At 66.7% G+C, this 17,232-nt stretch carries 14 protein-coding genes; 7 read left to right on the top strand and 7 right to left on the bottom strand.

The window, feature by feature from the left end:
* Positions 1–105 precede the first annotated feature (105 nt).
* The 3 genes from WBP06_RS24755 to WBP06_RS24745 are packed head-to-tail and all read left to right on the top strand — an operon-like array spanning position 106 to position 5,939.
* On the top strand, positions 106–3,300 hold the full coding sequence (locus tag WBP06_RS24755; RefSeq protein WP_395334944.1) for an efflux RND transporter permease subunit: 3,195 nt from the start codon (positions 106–108) through the stop codon (positions 3,298–3,300).
* Positions 3,293–4,522 carry an efflux RND transporter periplasmic adaptor subunit gene (locus WBP06_RS24750; protein WP_395334942.1) on the top strand — a complete coding sequence of 410 codons (1,230 nt, stop codon included), beginning with the start codon at positions 3,293–3,295 and terminating at the stop codon, positions 4,520–4,522. The genes WBP06_RS24755 and WBP06_RS24750 overlap by 8 nt, the downstream gene beginning before the upstream one ends.
* Positions 4,515–5,939, top strand: coding sequence for an efflux transporter outer membrane subunit (locus WBP06_RS24745; protein WP_395334940.1), 1,425 nt, complete (start codon positions 4,515–4,517; stop codon positions 5,937–5,939). The genes WBP06_RS24750 and WBP06_RS24745 overlap by 8 nt, the downstream gene beginning before the upstream one ends.
* Positions 5,940–5,984: 45 nt before the next feature.
* Here the strand turns inward: WBP06_RS24745 and WBP06_RS24740 are convergent, their stop codons facing one another.
* On the bottom strand, positions 5,985–6,647 hold the full coding sequence (locus WBP06_RS24740) for a TetR family transcriptional regulator (protein WP_395334937.1): 663 nt from the start codon (positions 6,645–6,647) through the stop codon (positions 5,985–5,987).
* Positions 6,648–6,732: 85 nt separating this feature from the next.
* Between WBP06_RS24740 and WBP06_RS24735 the strand changes: the two genes are divergently transcribed.
* Positions 6,733–7,395, top strand: a complete 663-nt coding sequence (locus WBP06_RS24735) for an O-methyltransferase (protein ID WP_395334934.1) — start codon at positions 6,733–6,735, stop codon at positions 7,393–7,395.
* A 38-nt stretch (positions 7,396–7,433) separates the two neighbouring features.
* Here the strand turns inward: WBP06_RS24735 and fumC are convergent, their stop codons facing one another.
* Together fumC and WBP06_RS24725 are read right to left on the bottom strand one after the other, a co-directional pair.
* A complete protein-coding gene (fumC, locus tag WBP06_RS24730) occupies positions 7,434–8,813 on the bottom strand; it encodes a class II fumarate hydratase (RefSeq protein WP_395334932.1) in 1,380 nt (459 codons plus the stop codon).
* Positions 8,814–8,965: 152 nt separating this feature from the next.
* A complete protein-coding gene (locus WBP06_RS24725; RefSeq protein ID WP_395334930.1) occupies positions 8,966–9,484 on the bottom strand; it encodes a hypothetical protein in 519 nt (172 codons plus the stop codon).
* Positions 9,485–9,725: 241 nt separating this feature from the next.
* Here WBP06_RS24725 and WBP06_RS24720 point away from each other — a divergent pair, with 241 nt between their 5' ends.
* Both WBP06_RS24720 and WBP06_RS24715 read left to right on the top strand, forming a co-directional pair.
* Entirely contained in the window at positions 9,726–10,826 is a 1,101-nt protein-coding gene (locus WBP06_RS24720) for a lactonase family protein (RefSeq protein ID WP_395334927.1), read from the top strand.
* An 18-nt stretch (positions 10,827–10,844) separates the two neighbouring features.
* Positions 10,845–11,210, top strand: a complete 366-nt coding sequence (locus WBP06_RS24715) for a glutathione S-transferase N-terminal domain-containing protein (protein ID WP_395334925.1) — start codon at positions 10,845–10,847, stop codon at positions 11,208–11,210.
* Positions 11,211–11,508: 298 nt separating this feature from the next.
* Here the strand turns inward: WBP06_RS24715 and WBP06_RS24710 are convergent, their stop codons facing one another.
* From WBP06_RS24710 to WBP06_RS24695, 4 genes are all read right to left on the bottom strand, one after another.
* Positions 11,509–12,186, bottom strand: coding sequence for a cytochrome b/b6 domain-containing protein (locus WBP06_RS24710; RefSeq protein ID WP_395334923.1), 678 nt, complete (start codon positions 12,184–12,186; stop codon positions 11,509–11,511).
* Positions 12,183–12,692: a c-type cytochrome gene (locus WBP06_RS24705; RefSeq protein WP_395334921.1), complete on the bottom strand. Its 510-nt coding sequence runs from the start codon at positions 12,690–12,692 to the stop codon at positions 12,183–12,185. Before WBP06_RS24705 ends, WBP06_RS24710 begins: the two co-directional genes overlap by 4 nt.
* A gap of 171 nt (positions 12,693–12,863) precedes the next feature.
* Positions 12,864–13,937 carry a 4-oxalomesaconate tautomerase gene (locus WBP06_RS24700; RefSeq protein ID WP_395334919.1) on the bottom strand — a complete coding sequence of 358 codons (1,074 nt, stop codon included), beginning with the start codon at positions 13,935–13,937 and terminating at the stop codon, positions 12,864–12,866.
* A gap of 244 nt (positions 13,938–14,181) precedes the next feature.
* Positions 14,182–14,346, bottom strand: coding sequence for a hypothetical protein (locus WBP06_RS24695; RefSeq protein WP_395334917.1), 165 nt, complete (start codon positions 14,344–14,346; stop codon positions 14,182–14,184).
* Positions 14,347–14,405: 59 nt separating this feature from the next.
* Here WBP06_RS24695 and WBP06_RS24690 point away from each other — a divergent pair, with 59 nt between their 5' ends.
* Positions 14,406–16,886: an alkaline phosphatase PhoX gene (locus tag WBP06_RS24690; RefSeq protein ID WP_395334915.1), complete on the top strand. Its 2,481-nt coding sequence runs from the start codon at positions 14,406–14,408 to the stop codon at positions 16,884–16,886.
* Positions 16,887–17,232 lie beyond the last annotated feature (346 nt).

The following is a 17,232-nucleotide window of genomic DNA, read 5'->3' as shown; positions in this document are numbered from 1 at the left end:
GCCCTTCCGGCGTTCGCCCCTTCATAAAAACCATCACACGGGGTGAGGCGATCTGGCCGGTGAGCCGTGCATGCCTGCGCGGACCTCCGGCGACTGGAGTTATCGATGCTGGGAATCGTCAAGACCGCGCTGCATCGCCCTCTGACGTTTATCGTCATGGCCATTCTTATCGCGATTGGGGGCTTGATTGCCGCCTTCCGCACACCGGTCGATATCTTCCCGGACATCAAGATCCCCGTCATCGCGGTCGCCTGGACCTATACCGGCCTGTCCCCGCAGGATATGTCGGACCGCATGGTGACGCCTTACGAGCGCATCCTGACCACCACGGTCAACGATATCGAACATATCGAAAGCCAGTCCTTCCAGGGCATGGGCGTGGTGAAGATCTACTTCCAGCCGGGCGTGGACATCCGCACCGCCACCGCGCAGGTCACCTCGGTCTCGCAGACGGTGCTGAAGCAGATGCCGCCGGGTGTGAACCCGCCGCTGATCCTGAACTATTCCGCATCGACCGTGCCGATCCTGCAGCTGGCACTGTCCGGCAAGGGCCTGTCCGAACAGCAGCTGTTCGACATCGGCCAGAACCAGGTGCGCACCGGCCTTGTCACCATTCCCGGCCTGGCCATGCCCTATCCTTCGGGCGGCAAGCAGCGCCAGGTGCAGGTGGACCTTGATCCCGATGCGCTTCAGGCGCGTGGCCTTTCGGCGCAGGACGTCGGCAACGCCATCGCCGCGCAGAACCAGATCAACCCGGCCGGCTTCGTCAAGATCGGCCCGGCGCAGTACACTGTTCGCCTGAACAACACGCCCGGTTCGATCGAGGCGCTGAACGACCTGCCGGTGAAGGTGGTCAACGGCGCGACGATCTACATGCGCGACGTGGCCTTCGTGCGCGACGGCAGCGCCCAGCAGCAGAACGTCGTCCACGTGCAGGGCAGCCGTTCGGTGCTGCTGACCGTGCTGAAGAATGGCGCCGCCTCCACGCTGGCGGTGGTGGACGGGGTGAAGGGCGCGCTGCCCAAGATCACCTCCACCCTGCCGGATACGCTGAAGGTGCTGCCGGTGGGCGATCAGTCGCTGTTCGTGAAGGCCGCCGTTTCCGGCGTGCTTCATGAAGGCGCCATGGCCGCCGCGCTCACCTCGCTGATGATCCTGCTGTTCCTCGGCTCCTGGCGTTCCACCGTCATCATCGCCGTCTCCATCCCGCTGGCGGTGCTGGCCGCCGTTGCCGCGCTGGCCGTGTTCGGGCAGACGATGAACGTGATGACGCTGGGCGGCCTTGCCCTTGCCGTCGGCATCCTGGTCGACGACGCGACGGTGACGATCGAGAACATCAATTGGCACCTCGAACAGGGCAAGGGCGTGATGGAGGCGATCCTGGACGGCGCCGCCCAGATCGTGACGCCGGCCTTCGTCTCGCTGCTGTGCATCTGCATCGTCTTCGTGCCGATGTTCTTCCTGCCGGGCGTTGCGGGCTACCTGTTCGTGCCGATGGCGCTGTCGGTGGTCTTCGCGATGATCGCCTCGTTCATCCTGTCGCGCACCCTGGTGCCGACCATGGCGATGTACCTGCTGAAGCCGCATGCCCCGCATGGCGAGAATTCGCACAATGCCGGCACGCCGGAATCGAAGAACCCCCTCGTGCGCTTCCAGCGCGGGTTCGAAGCGAAGTTCGAGAAGATCCGTGACGGTTATCTGGGCATGCTGGCCCGCGCCCTGCGGTCCAAGAAGCCGTTCATGATCGGCTTCCTGGCGGTGGTCGTGCTGTCGTTCGGGCTGATGCCGCTGCTGGGTAGCAACTTCTTCCCGGCGGTGGATTCCGGCCAGATCGCCATGCACGTGCGCGTGCCGGTGGGCACCCGCATCGACGAGGCGGCCCGCAATTTCGAACAGATCACCGCCGAAGTGCGCAAGATCATTCCCGGCACGGAACTGAAGTCGGTTACCGACAACATCGGTCTGCCGGTCAGCTCGATCAACACCGTCTACAACAACAGCGGCACCATCGGTCCGCAGGACGGCGACATGCTGATCACGCTGGAGGAGGGCCACAAGCCCACCGAAGGCTACGTCAACCAGCTGCGTCGCGAACTTCCGCGCCGCTTTCCCGGCATGCAGTTCGCGTTCCTGCCGGCGGACATCACCAGCCAGATCCTGAACTTCGGTTCGCCTTCGCCGATCGACGTGCAGATCACCGGCAAGGATCCGGAAGCGGCCCGTGCCTATGCGCACAAGCTGATGGCGAAGCTGGCGCGCGTGCCCGGCCTGGCGGACCTGCGCCTACAGCAGCCGGCCAACTCGCCGCAGATCGACGTGGACGTGGACCGTGCCCGCGTGGGCCAGTACGGCCTTACCGAAAGGGACGTGACCACCAGCCTTGGCAACTCGCTGGCCGGCACGTCGCAGACGGCACCCGTCTACTTCGTGAACCCGGACAACGGCGTGCAGTATCCGGTGGTGGCGCAGGCCCCCGACTATGCCGTCGATTCGATGAGCAAGCTGGCCAACCTGCCGGTCTCCGGTTCCAGCGCCACCCGTCCGCAACCGCTGGGCGCGCTGGCCACGCTCACCCGGTCGAGCACGGCGCCGATCGTCTCGCACTACAACATCGCGCCCGTCATCGACGTCTACGCCACCACCCAGGGCCGCGACCTTGGCGCCGTGGCGGGTGACGTGCAGCACGCGATCAACTCGCTGAAGGGCGAAGTGCCCAAGGGCGCCAGCGTCACCATCCGTGGCCAGTACCAGACGATGAACACCGCCTTCTCCGGCCTTGGCTGGGGCCTGCTGGCCGCCGTGGTGCTGATCTACCTGCTGATCGTGGTGAACTTCCAGTCCTGGCTGGACCCGTTCATCATCATCACGGCGCTGCCCGCCGCCCTTGCCGGCATCGTCTGGATGCTGTTCGCCACGGGGACGACGCTGTCCGTCCCGGCCCTGACCGGCGCGATCATGTGCATGGGCGTCGCCACCGCCAACTCGATCCTGGTCGTCAGCTTCGCCCGCGAAAAGCTGGCAGAGCTGGGCGATCCGGTGAAGGCGGCGATGGAGGCCGGCCTGGTCCGCTTCCGCCCGGTTCTCATGACCGCGCTGGCGATGATCATCGGCATGGCGCCGATGGCGCTGGGCCTTGGCGAAGGTGGCGAGCAGAACGCCCCGCTGGGCCGCGCCGTGATCGGCGGCCTGATCTGCGCCACGATCGCAACGCTGTTCTTCGTTCCCACCGTGTTCGCTTTCTTCCACAGCCGTCGCAAGCATCACGAAGCCGCCGCAGAAATGGAGGCCGCCCATGCTTGATCCCCAGATGCACCACACTCCCGAGGCCCCCATGGACAACGACATCCCCACCGGTCCCAGCAGCCGCACCCTGAAGCGTGTCGGCATCGGCGCGGCCATCGTGGCGCTGGCCGTGGTCGGCGTGGGCACCGCCACCCGCATCCAGGCGACGCGCGACCTGAAGACCGTGAGCGAAGACGCCGCGCTGCCCACCGTCGCGGTGGTCATTCCCCAGACGGCGGCGGGTGAGGGCGGGCTGACCCTGCCGGGCACCGCGCAGGCGTGGAACAGCGCCGCGATCAACGCACGCACCAACGGCTATGTCAGCAAGTGGCTGGCGGACATCGGCGATCACGTGAAGGCGGGCCAGCCGCTCGCCATCCTGGATGCGCCGGAAATCGACCAGCAGCTGGCGCAGGCCAAGGCGGATTACCAGACCGCGGTTGCCAACCAGCGCCTTGCCGCCACTACGGCCAAGCGCTGGAGCGCGATGCTGGCGAAGGATGCCGTCTCGCAGCAGGAAGTGGACGAGAAGGCGGGCGACCTTGCCGCCAAGACCGCGCTGGCCAATGCCGCGCTGGCGCAAGTGCGTGAGCTTCAGGCCCAGCATGGCTTCACCCAGCTTGCCGCGCCTTTCGCGGGCGTGGTCACCAGCCGCTCCGCGCAGATCGGTGCGCTGGTGGTGGCCGGCAACGCCGCCGCGCAGCCGCTGTTCACCGTGTCCGACGTGCACAAGATGCGTGTCTACGTCCGCGTGCCGCAGATCTATTCGGCGCAGGTCAATCCGGGCGTGACCGTGCAGCTGAGCCTGCCGGAATTCCCGGGCCGCACCTTCCCCGGCACTGTCAGCCGCAGCGCCGGCGCCGTCGATGCCCAGTCGGGCGCGGTGCTGGTGGAAGTGCAGGCGGACAACAACGACGGCGCGCTGAAGCCGGGCGCCTTCGTGCAGGCCCACTTCGACGTGGACGCCACGCTGAAGGGCGTGACGCTGCCGGGCAGCGCCGTGCTCTATACCGACAAGGGCCCCAGCGTGGCCGTGGTCGGCGCGGACAACCGCGTGACCGTGCGCCCGATCACCATCGCCCGCGATCAGGGCAAGGCGGTGATCGTCTCGGTCGGCGTGAACCTGGGCGACCACGTGGTGGATTCGCCGCCGGATTCGATCCGCACGGGTGACCGCGTGCAGCCGCAGGCGGCCGATGCCGCACCGGCCGCGCCTGCAAAGGCCGCAACGCATGGCTAAGCGGGCGCTCCTCGCGCTGTCCCTCCTTGCAGGGACGGCGCTGGCGGGCTGCTCGATGGCGCCCACCTACACGCCGCCGCAGTCCAGCCTGCCCGCCGCGCCCGAACAGTTCGCGGAGATGAAGGGCTGGGCCCCCGCCGCTCCGCGTGACGCGGAACTGCGTGGCGACTGGTGGACCGTGTTCGGCGATCCGGTGCTGGACGATCTGGAAAGCCGCGCCGCGGCCGCCAGCCCGACGCTGGCCGCCGCGCTGGCCCGCTATGACCAGGCGCGTGGTGCCGCCGGGGTGGCTGCCGCCGATCTCTATCCGCAGATCGGCGTGTCCGGCGATGCCTCGCGCAACCGCGTTTCGGCCGGGCGTCCGCTGTCGTCGGGATCGTCCGCCACCTACAACAACTACATCGTCGGTGGCAGCGCCTCCTACGAACTGGACCTCTGGGGCCGGGTGCGCAACAGCGTGAAGGCCGGCAATGCCGAAGCCGCCGCTTCGCAGAGCGACCTCGCCTCGGCGCGGCTCAGTCTGCAGGCCTCGGTGGCGGATGCCTACTTGCGCCTGCGCGGCCTCGATGCGCAGGCGGCCCTGCTCGACCGCTCGGTGGACGCCTTCCAGCGCGCCGCCCAGCTGACCGAGACGCGCCACGAAGGCGGCATCTCCTCGGGCATCGACGTCAATCGCGCCCGCACCGTGTTGGGCAACGCGCAGGCGCAAGTCGCCTCGATCGCCAACCAGCGCGCGCAGACCGAGCATGAGCTTGCCGCGCTGACCGGCGCGCTGGCATCCAGCTTCCACGTCGCCCCGCAGGAAGCCGCGTTTGCCACCCCGGCGATCGCCGTCGGCACCCCGTCCGAACTGCTCCAGCGCCGCCCGGACATTGCCGCGGCAGAGCGTCGCGTGTTCGCTGCCAATGCCCGCATCGGCGTCGCCCGCGCGGCCTGGTTCCCGACCATCGGTCTGGGTGCCTCGGGCGGTTGGCAGACCACCGGCGGCAACCTGCTGAGCGCACCGAACGCGATGTGGGCGTTGGGCCCGCTGACCGCGCTGCTGAACGTCTTCGACGGCGGTGCACGCCGCTCGCAAGTGAAGATCTCACGTGCCGAATACGACGAAGCCGCTGCCGACTATCGCGGCACCGTGCTGGACGCCTTCCGCGAAGTGGAGGACTCCATTGCGGCGATGCGCCAGCTTGAGGCACAGGGCAAAGCGCAGCAGCAAGCTGCCGATGCCGCCCAGCGCACCAGCGAGATCGCGATGTCGCGCTATCGTGACGGCGCGGCGGGCTACCTCGACGTGGTGACCGCCCAGACCGACGCGCTGGATGCCCAGCGCTCGGCCATCGCGGTGGACACCGAACGGATGCGCGCAGCCGTTTCCTACGTGCGCGCCATCGGTGGGCCGTCGGAACAGGCCGGCGGTTAAGTGTTTGGACTGAAAATCCGCCGACCGCGGATTTTCAAATAGTCCTTATCCCCTTCGGCGCTCGCGGATCCCCCCGTCGCGAGCGCCGAGACTTTCCAGATAAGCGCAGAGCATGTCCGCCATCGCGTCGGACCATTGGGCGATCTCTTCCTCGCCGCGCGGGGTTTCCGAAAAGCTCTTGGCCACTTCGCGTAGCGTCGTCTTGATCATCCGCGCGGCCAGATCGCGCGTCTGGTCGGATGCGTGGGGCAGGGCTTCGGCAAAGAACCGGCGCATCACTCCCTGACTGCTGGCCCGTGCCGCCTGCGCCTCGGGCGCATCGCGGTAGAGCGGCGCCGCGTCGCTCAGCGCCTGCCGCAAGTCGGCCTCCGCACATTCGGACCGCACGAAGGCATGGACCAGCCGCCGCACCCGCTCGGCCGGGGGCTGGCTGGTGTCGGACAGGATCGTGCCCAGCAGGTCGCGCGTCTCGGTCCATTCCTCGCTCTGCAGGCGGAACAGGATCGCCGCCTTGTTCGGGAAATACTGGTAGAGCGAACCGATGCTGACGCCCGCGCGCTCGGCCACCCGCGCGGTGGTGAAGCGGGTGGCGCCCTCGCTCGCCAGAACCTGAGCGGCAGCTTGCAGAATCGCCTTCACGGTCTCTTCGGAGCGGCTCTGCCGGGGGCGCTTTCGCGTGGAAATCTGCGGGGTTTCAGCGGTGGCCATTGGCCCTCTCGGGAATGCGATTAGAAAACGTGATCAATTGTTCATATTTTTCTCCCCGACGCAACGACGCGTCCTGGAGAACAAGATGAACACCTTGACCCAAAGCCCCGTCGCCCCGCTGCTGGCGCGACTTTTCGAAGAATCCGATCGCCTGCGCGCCGAAATGTTTCGCGCGTTCGAAGGCATGTCGGAACAGGAAACCACGCGGCTGATGCAGGACAAGACCGCCTGGCGGGAGATGTACGGCACGCTGCGCGAGGTGCCGCTGCCCGTCTCGCCCGAAGCGGGCCGGCTGCTCTATATGCTGGCCCGCAGCGGCAATGCCCGCACGGTGGTGGAGTTCGGCACCTCCTTCGGCATTTCCACCATCCATCTTGCCGCGGCGCTGCGCGACAATGGCGGCGGCCTGGTGATCACCACCGAGTTCGAGCCGGGCAAGGTCAAAAAGGCCCGCGCGCACCTCGCCGAGGCCGGACTGGCCGACCTCGTCGAGATCCGCGTGGGGGATGCGCTGGAAACGCTGGCGGAGGGGCTGCCGGACAGTATCGACCTTGTCCTGCTGGACGGCGCCAAATCGCTCTATCCCGATGTGCTGGACCGTCTGGAAAGTCGCCTGCGGCCCGGCGCCTTCGTGCTGGCGGACAATGCCGACTACTGCCCCGAATACCTCGCCCGCGTGCGCGAGGCCGATGGCGGCTACCTGTCGGTGCCGTTCGCGGATGATGTCGAACTGTCGATGAAGCTGTGATGCGAGAGGGCGGCCCGCTGGCAGGGCCGCCCTTTCCGTCAGACCATCGTTTCCGGGCGCACCACGCGGTCGAACGTCGCTTCGTCCACCAGCCCGAGATCGAGCGCCGCCTCACGCAAGGTCAGCCCGTCCGCATGGGCGTGCTTGGCGATCTTGGCGGCGTTGTCATAGCCGATTTCCGGCGCCAGCGCGGTCACCAGCATCAGCGAGCGCTCCACCAGTTCGGCGATGCGCCTGCGGTTGGGCTCGATCCCGTCCACGCAGCGCTCGGCAAAGCTGACCATGCCGATGGCGAGCAGGCTGATTGAGCGGATCACCGCCGATCCGATCAGCGGCTTGAACACATTGAGTTCGAACGCGCCCTGCAGGCCGCCGATGGTGGCCGCCTGATGGTTGCCGATCACTTGCGCGGCCACCATCGTCAGCATTTCGCACTGGGTGGGGTTGACCTTGCCGGGCATGATCGAGCTGCCCGGCTCGTTCGCGGGCAAGTCCAGCTCCCCCAGGCCGGAACGGGGGCCGGAGCCGAGCAGGCGAATGTCGTTGGCGATCTTGGTCAGCGCCACCGCCAGCGTGGAAAGCGTGCCGGAAAGCTGCACCAGCGCATCGTTGCTGGCCAGCGCCTCGAACGTGTTCGGCGCGGGCACGAAGGCCAGCCCGGTCTGGGTGGCAAGATCCGCCGCCACGTCCGCCGCGAAGCCTTGGGGCGCGTTGAGCCCGGTGCCCACTGCCGTGCCGCCCTGCGCCAGCCGCAGCACGCCCTGTTCGGCATGGACCAGCCGTTCCCGCGCGTCGCGAAGCTGCTGGACGTAGCCGGAAAACTCCTGCCCCAGTGTCAGCGGCGTCGCATCCTGCAAGTGGGTGCGGCCGATCTTGACCACATCGGTCCAGGCCTTGGCCTTGGCGTCCAGTGACTGGGTAAGCCGTTCCAGCGCCGGCAGGAGTGCCCGTTCGACTTCCACGGCCGCCGCGACGTGGAGTGCGGTGGGGAAGCTGTCGTTGGACGATTGCCCGCGATTGACGTGATCGTTGGGGTGCACCGGATCCTTGCCGCCGCGCTTGCCCGAAAGCAGCTCGTTGGCGCGGCCGGCGATCACCTCGTTCACGTTCATGTTGCTCTGCGTCCCCGATCCGGTCTGCCAGATGACCAGCGGGAACTGATCGTCCAGCGTGCCGGAGATCACTTCGGCCGCCGCTGCCTCGATCGCGCGCGCCAGGCCGGTGTCCAGCCCGTGCTTCTCGTTCACGCGAGCCGCGGCCAGCTTCACGCGGGCGAGGGCATGGACGATGGCGATCGGCATCCGCTCGGTCGGGCCGAACGGGAAATTGTGCAGGCTGCGCTCGGTCTGCGCGCCCCAATAGGCGGCGGCGGGGACGTCGATCTCGCCGATGGAGTCGGATTCGCGACGGAATTCCATGAGCAAAGGCTCCTTTATCGCCGCGCCCGCGCGAGGTGGGAGAGAGGGGCGCGGGGTTAACCTAAGTATCGGAACGGGCAGGCGCAACGGCCGTTGCATGCAGCCTGTGTGTCTGCGTCACGCAGATTTGCACACGCCGGCGATCGACAGGGTCACTGCGTGAGCAGCAGCATCTCGCGAAGGGCGGGGTCGAGCAGCAGATGCACGGCGCCATGCCCCGCCAGCGCGGCCAGGAAGCCGTGCCGCCAATACAGCAGGCCCCAGACGCAGCCGACCAGCCAGTACCGCAAGGTGCCGTAGACGGGGTAATGCGAAACCGGAATCCACGCGTTGAACAACTGCACGCCACCGATGATCAGCACCATGGCCAAGGGCGACAGCGGCCTGCGGGCGATGGCGCTTGCCAGCACGACCAGCGCCGTGGTCAGCAACAGGCGGTACTGGATTTCCTCTAGCATCGATCCCGTGGCGGAGAACAGCATGCGTGGCAGCAGGGGCGTGGTGAAAAGCGCCTCGTAGCCTTCGGGCAGCGCCCGGCGGAACAGCAGCCCGTCAAGCAGCAGGACGAAAAGCGTTACGCTCACCACGCTGGACACTGTCGCCACCAGGGCGGCCGTCCGGTCCTTCGGGAACAGCCGAAGGCCGCTTGGGTCCAGGATGGTCTTGATCATCGCCCTGCGGTTTGCGCGCAAAGTCTTGAAATAACGTGATGCTCCCGACCCTAATTTCGGCGCCGTCCCCGATAGATTGCGTGCAGTGCGGTGGCCCGGCCTGCAAGGCTCGGCTAGCCTGCCGGGAATGACCGGGAAAGGAAGCGAAATGAAAGCGAAGCTCTGGCGGGCAGTTCGGTGCTGGGCCCGGTGCGGGGCCCTTTGCGGAATCGCGGGCTGGGCTCTGGCCGGGTGTGCCACCGTGCCCGCTGCGGAAACGCCGGGGCAGGCGCTGGCCTATGTCGGCACGCAGGGCAGCGGGCCGGGGCAGGGCGTGGTCGGGGTGCGGCTCGATTCCCGGACCGGCGCGCTCACGTCGCTGGGCGTGGTGGGCGAAATGGAGCGGCCCACCTGGGTTCTGGCCGATCCCGTCCACCATCGCCTTTTCGCGGTGAGCGAAACCGGCAACGACGGCGTCACCCACGGCACCGTCACCGGCTTCGCGTACGATCCCGCCACCGGCGCGCTGACGGCGAAGGGGCGTGCGGATTCGGGCGGGGGCGGGCCGACCCACCTGGCCCTGTCGGCTGACGGGCGCACGCTGTTCGTGGCCAATTACGGCACCGGGCAGGTCTCCGCCATCCCGGTCGCCGCGCTGCTGGCGGCAGGTGACGGCAAGCCGGCGGCCCAGCCGGCCAGCGTCGATACCCATCAGGGATCCGGCCCGCACAAGCGACAGAAAGGCCCGCACGCGCACGGCGTGACGCTCGATCCTTCGGGCCGCTGGGTGCTCTCGCCCGATCTCGGCGCGGACAAGGTCTTCATCTACCGCTTCGATGCTGCCAAGGGCACGCTCTCGCCGGCGCCGGTGCCGTTCGTGGCGCTGCCGCCCGCCTCCGGCCCGCGCCACATCGTCTTTGCCCCGGATGGTCGCCACGCCTTCCTGATCACCGAGATGGGCGGCTCGATCGTCAGCTTCGCGTGGGACGCCCGGCAGGGCAGGCTGGCCCCGCTGGCGACCACCCAGCTCGATCCGGCGGACTTCCCCGGTACGCGCAGCGGATCGGAAATCGCCATCGCGCGCGACGGGCGCTTCCTTTACGCGGGCAACCGCGCGGCCAATCGCGTTCAGGTCTATGCCGTGCAGCAGGATGGCGGCCTGACCCCGGTCTATGCGGTCGATTGCGGCGGGCAAGTGCCGTGGGGCTTCTCGCTCTCCCGCGATGGCAAGTGGCTGGTGGTGGCCAATCAGGGATCGGGTCATCTCGCCGTCTTCGCGGTGGACCGTGCCAGCGGAAGGCTGACCGCCACCGGCAGCGGGCTTGACGTTGCCAAGCCGACCTCCATCTCGTTCACCGAATGACGATTGCGAGGAAAATCCATGGCCGACAATGACTTTCGCCCGGTTCTCTATCTGAAGGCAACTTGCCCGCATTGCCTGAAGCTGCGGATATTCCTGCTGGAAGCCGACCTGCTCGACCGTTTCGAGCAGCGCATGTTCGCACAGGGAGATGAGAACGAAGCCGCCATCCGCGCCGAACTCGCCCCGCATTTCGAGAAGGTGACCTTCCCCACCGTGCAATACGCGCCGGGCAAGTACATGAACGATTCCGATGCGATCATCGCCCACTATGCCGACGCCGAAACGATCGACCACGCGGACCTGCCGATCTTCGGCACTTATGCGAACAGCGTGCTGCCGAACTATATGGCGGCGCGGAAGGAGCTGCGGGCGTTGAAGGGGTAGCGGCGGTTCAGCAATCCGCTTTGGCCTCGGGAAAGCGCATCATCCCAAACTCTCGTCATCCTCGCGAAGGAGGGGATAACGCTCCTTCTTAAAGGCCGCCGTTGGCGCAGAGGCGAGGCGCGCGCGGGGCTTCAGTCTCTCTGCGTCTCCGCGCCTCTGCGTGAACCAAAAAAAGCGGGGCCCCCGCCTTCGCGGGGGCGGCATGGTGATGGACATGGGCTTTCGGATACTCAGGTCTTGGCGACCCAACAGAACGGCATGATCCGCCTCACTGTTCAAGGCGCTTGAAGCCGGTCCCTCAAACCTTCACCCCGCTCCAGATCGCCCAGCCGACCAGCCATGCCACCACCACGCAGGCGATGAAGCGCCAGGCCGGGGCGCGTACCAGTGCCGGAGTGCCGGCGGGAAGCACGCGCTTGCCGGTCACCATCGGTGCGATCAGGTTGTCGCGCCGAGCCAGGCGATACCAGAGCACGGCGGCGATGTGCAGCACGATCAGCGCCAGTATCAGGTAGAACACGATGCCGTGGAGATCGGTCGCCCGGTCGGCGGTGGTGAACGGGACGAGATGGTTGAGCGGCCCGGTCACGCCGTCGTCCTCGTCGCCCGAGAATAGCCCCAGCGTGACCTGCAGGCTCATCAGGCCCAGCAGCGCGATCACGCTCCACCCGCCGGCCGGGTTGTGGCCGGGGGAGGGGGCGTCGCTGCCCTTGCCGCGAAAATAGGCCAGCACCGCGCCGGGGCCGCGCACGAAGGCGGTGAAGCGGGCGGTCGATCCGCCCACGAAGCCCCAGAGGATACGGATTACCAGCAGTTGCAGCAGCACCGTGCCGATCTGCATGTGCAGCGCCATCTTGCCGTTTTCCGCCGTCCACCACAGGGCCGGGATCAGCACCACGAAAGCCCAGTGGATGAAGCGGACGGGAAGATCCCAAAGGGGCGTGCGAACGCCGGGCTTATCCGGCGTCGCGATCACTTGTCCTTCTTCCGGAACTGTTCGTGGCAGCCCTTGCAAGCGCCGCCGATGTCACCCATCGCCTTGGTGGTGGCGGCAAGGTCCTTGGCGTCGGCAGCGGTCTTCAACTCGTCAGCCGCGCTGGCCAGCTTGTCGGCCGCGGCCTTGAATTCGCCGTTCTTCTGCCAGATCACCGGCAATGCTTCGGTCTTGGAACTGGCATCCGGGCCAGTGCCGTCGGGGAAGAAGCCGACGATCTTGCCTGCATCTTCCTTGATGGAGGCGGCCGCGGAAGAGGCGGTGGCGAAATCGGGCGGCGTGCTTTCCAGCGCGGCCTTGGCCACCTTGTTCGACTTGCCGATGTCCTTGAAGTTCGCCTTGCGCTCCTTGACGATCGTGCCGACGTCCACCGGGGAATCCGATGCGCTGGTGGAACTGTCGGGCGCGGTCTGGGGGCCCTTGCAGCCGGCGACGGCAAATAGCGCGGCGGCGGCAATGGTCGTGGTCAGGGCGAGTGTCTTGGCCATGGTCGCAAACTCCTGTCAGGACGGGACGTTTTTTGAATCCCTTGAAGCCCTGATAACGCGGAATGTTGCGTTGCGGCGAATAGATTCTGAAATCGTTGGGAAAATAGCGGACCGTGGCCCCAAGGCTGCATTGTTGCGCCGTTTTCAGTCCGTCCTGCGGCCCATTGCCCGTCAGTCGGCGAAAACCACCCCGTCCATCAGCTTGCGTGCGGTGCGAAGGAGGGCGGCGCTGATCACGGCGCCGCCCTCGTCCACTTCGAGGACACAGGACATCTCGCCGGTCGGATGTTCGACCGACAGCGTCTTGCGGCGACCCTCGGGGCTTATGGCCACTTCGGCGGCTGGCGAGCCTTCGATCAGGCAGGCCGTCGCCACGGAGACCGCGCCCAGCACGCCGATCGTGGCGTGCGCGCGGTGGGGAATGAAACTGCGCACGGTCACCGCGCCGCCATGCTTCGGCGGGGCGACCAACATCATCTTGGGAACCGACTTGTCCTTGACATCGCCCAGGTTCATCCGCTCGCCCACGGCAAGGCGGATGGCCTCGATCCTGGCCTTCAACTCGGTGTTGGCGTCCAGGCTCGCGCGGTCTTCATAGCCGGTGATGCCGACGTCTTCGGCCTTCATCACCACGCAGGGCATGCCGTTGTCGATCAACGTCACCCGCACGCCGTTCACTTCGTCCACGGCATTGCCGGTGGGCAGCAGCGCGCCGCAGGAGGAGCCGGCGGTATCGCGGAATTCCAGCGGCACCGGGGCATGGCTGCCGGGCACGCCGTCGATCGTGGCATCGCCCTTGTAGGTGACGGCTCCGCCCGGCGTCTGCACGGTGGCGACGGCGACCTGGCCGGTGTTTTCCATGAAGATGGTGACGTTCGTCTCGTCACCCCTGGCTGCGATCAGCCCGCGCTCGATGGCGAAGGGGCCGATGCCGGCAAGGATGTTGCCGCAGTTCTGCTGATCGCTGACGAGCGCCTGATCGACGAAGACCTGCAGGAACAGGTAATCGACATCGATCCCTTCGCGCGTGGACTTGGCTACGACCGCGACCTTGCTGGTCAGCGGGTCGGCGCCGCCCATGCCATCGATCTGGCGCGGATCGGGGGAGCCCATGATCGACAGCAGGAAGGCATCGCGCGCGGCGGGATCGGCGGGCAGGTCCTGCTTGAGGAAGTAGCCGCCTTTCGAAGTGCCGCCGCGCATCCACATGCAGGCCACACCCTCGATGACGCGTTCTTCACTCATGGCGAACTCCCGGCAAGATCGATTCGAAGTGGGCCACATGCCCTTTGGGACGCGCGAAGGGGAAGCCGGTTGCAATGCGCGGCGATTGGTTCTGGCTAAACGTGTGCGCGGGGCGGGGCGATATCTGGAACCGCAAATTTATGCAAATCTACGCAAAATCCAACATGGGCAGAAGTTTGGCCGTGGCTGTGTCGCTGCGCTGCACGGCATCCAGGGCAGGGGTATGGGGTTGGGTGAAGTAATTTCAGGCCGCGCGTGGCGTAATTGCATCCGATATGGAGAAGATAATCTCCGAAACTGCGTGCCGTTCCCAATCGATAAAATCGGGACGAAGTGTTTCCGCGATGACCTGTCGCAATCGTCGTAAAAACGTCTCCGAAATGCCATCGAACTTGCGCCAGATTGCCATCTTGGCCCCCTAGCAATCGCCCCGCGACTGAAAGACCTGCAACAATAGGGGGCATATCCATGACACATGACCTGCCCGCCACCGGGTATACCGATGGCGACGTCGACACCAATTCTAGCGAGGTGACATCGCTGGAGACGCTGGCCGACCAGCGCTTCTCGCGCCGTCAGGCCCTGTTTCGCGGCGCCGGCGCCACCACGATGGCCTTCATGGGCACCGCGCTGCTGGCCGCCTGTTCGGACGGCGATGACGACAATGCCAGCTCGGTGACGATCTCGGCCGGCGCGAATGCCGCCACCAGCTCGGGCCGCCTGGTTACGCTGACGGGGTCGCCGGCCAGCGGCACCAGCGGCATCGCTTCGACGGCGTGGGGGCAGACTTCGGGTACCACCGTCACGCTGACGGGCACGGGATCGACGGTCAGCTTCATCGCGCCCGCCGTCAGCACCGCCACCGATCTGGTGTTCACTTTCGCCGTGGTCGAAACCGGCGGCCATTCGCAAACCGCACAGACCACGGTGCGCGTTTCACCCAGCGCGCTGGGCTTCACCGCCGTGCCGCACGGCCTGGCGGATGTGGTGGCAGTGCCCTCGGGCTATACCGTCACCGTCATGACCCGCCTGGGCGATCCGCTTTCGGCCGGCACCGCCGCCTATGCCAACAACGGTTCGGACACCGACTTTGCCCATCGCATCGGCGATCATGGGGACGCGCTGCACTTCTTCGGCCTTTCCACCGCCGGCGCGCGTGACGACGCCAGCTCCACGCGCGGTCTGATGGTGCAGAACCATGAGAACCTGAACGTGCAGTACCTGCACCCGAACGGCCCCACCAACGTTTCCACCGGGCCGCGTCCGGCGGATGAGGCGCTGAAGGAAATCGAGGCGCACGGCGTTTCGGTGGCCGAATACAAGGACGTCGGCAGCCGCAAGTGGGCCTACGTCCAGAACAGCACCTTCAACCGCCGCATCACCCCGAACACGCCGATGGCGTTCAACGGCCCCGCCGCCGGTTCCGCCATGCTGTTCACCGCCTATTCGCCCACGGGCAAGACTGGGCGCGGCACCATCAACAACTGCGCCAACGGCATCACCCCCTGGGCGACGAACCTGACGTGCGAGGAAAACTGGGCCGGCTACTTCCGCCGTGACGCGGCGGACGATGCCAAGCGCACCGTGCGCGAGATGACTGCTATCAGCCGCTACGGCGTTACCAGCCGCACCGGCAACTTCGCGTGGTCCACCGCGAATTCCACCGACTCGATCTACACCAAGTGGAACGCGACGATCACCGGCGCCACGGCGGCGGACGACTATCGCAACGAGTTCAACCAGTATGGCTGGGTAGTGGAAATCGACCCCTACGACCCGGCATCGACCCCGCGCAAGCGCACCGCGCTGGGCCGCATGGGCCATGAAGGCGCCTTCGTGCGCGCCGTCGCCGGCCAGAAGCTGGGCGTCTACATGGGCGACGATTCGCGCCGCGAATACCTCTACAAGTTCGTGTCCAGCACCACTTACGCGGCGGCGGACGCCGCCAGCACCAGTCGCCTGGCCATGGGCGACAAGTATCTGGACGCCGGTACGCTCTATGTCGCCAAGTTCAATGCCGACGGCAGCGGCCAGTGGCTACCGCTGGTCTTCGGACAAGTGCCGAACCGTGCTGCCAGCGGCTCCACGCCTGCCTATGTCTTCGCCGATCAGGCCGATATCCTGGTCAACACCCGCCTTGCCGCCGATGCGGTGGGTGCCACGCCGATGGACCGCCCGGAATGGACGGCCGGCAACCCGGTGACCGGCGAAATCTACCTGACGCTGACCAACAACAACGCCGCCGGCCGCCCGCTGAACGGCACCGATGCGGCCAACCCGCGTCACTACAACGACCCCAAGGGCGCGGCGAACACCGCGCAGTACGGCAACCCGAACGGCCACATCATCCGCCTGCGCGAAGATGGCGACACTACGGCGGCCACGACGTTCAAGTGGGACATCTACCTGTTCGGCGCCGATGCCACCGATGCCGACCCGACCAACGTCAACATCTCGGGTCTGACGGTCGACAACGACTTCTCCAGCCCGGACGGTTGCTACTTCTCGCGAGACACGAACCCGGCGGGGCAGATCAACCCGGTACTGTGGATCGAGACCGACGACGGCGCGATGACCGATCGCACCAACTGCATGCTGCTGGCCGCGCTGCCGGGCAAAGTGGGTGACGGCGGCGCCAAGACCATCACCAACAAGGACTCGACCGGCGCCACCGCCACGCAGGCGACCATCGCCGGCAAGGCGGCCTCGGCAGCCACGCTGCGCCGCTTCCTGGTCGGCCCGGTCCAGTGCGAGATCACCGGCATCGACATGACGCCGGACGGTCGCACGCTGTTCGTGGGCATCCAGCATCCGGGTGAGGACGGCAGCGTGACGGCCCCGTCCAGCCACTGGCCGGACAGCCAGACCGGCACCGCCGCCGCAACGGTGCGTCCGCGCTCTGCCATCGTGGCGATCACCAAGGATGATGGTGGCGTGATCGCCCTGTAACCGATCGGCTTATGCAATGATGGGGGGAGGGGGCCGCAAGGCTCCCTCCTTTTTTCATGTCACGTTTTGCAGATCCACGGCGCGTGAGAACGGTGCCGGGAAGCCATGCGGGAATCGTTTCGGGGCTGTCGCGAAGCATACCGTTGACGGTTCGGCAGAGCCTATTTTGAGGGTTCATTGCGGCAGTGTGACGACTTGTGAACGCCGTTCGCGCAGCATGCTTCGCTTCGGTTCGTCGCACGGCTTGCCCGCATAGACGGTGCGAACAGGGGTGCTGCGGGCACCGTTCATCAACCCGCAAGCTTGCGCTGAACACGCAGGAAATCGGTCCGGATGCAGCATTCAG

It is taken from the genome of Novosphingobium mississippiense (assembly GCF_044029535.1).
Lineage (GTDB): Bacteria > Pseudomonadota > Alphaproteobacteria > Sphingomonadales > Sphingomonadaceae > Novosphingobium.
This window is presented reverse-complemented; position numbering and strand designations above follow the sequence as displayed.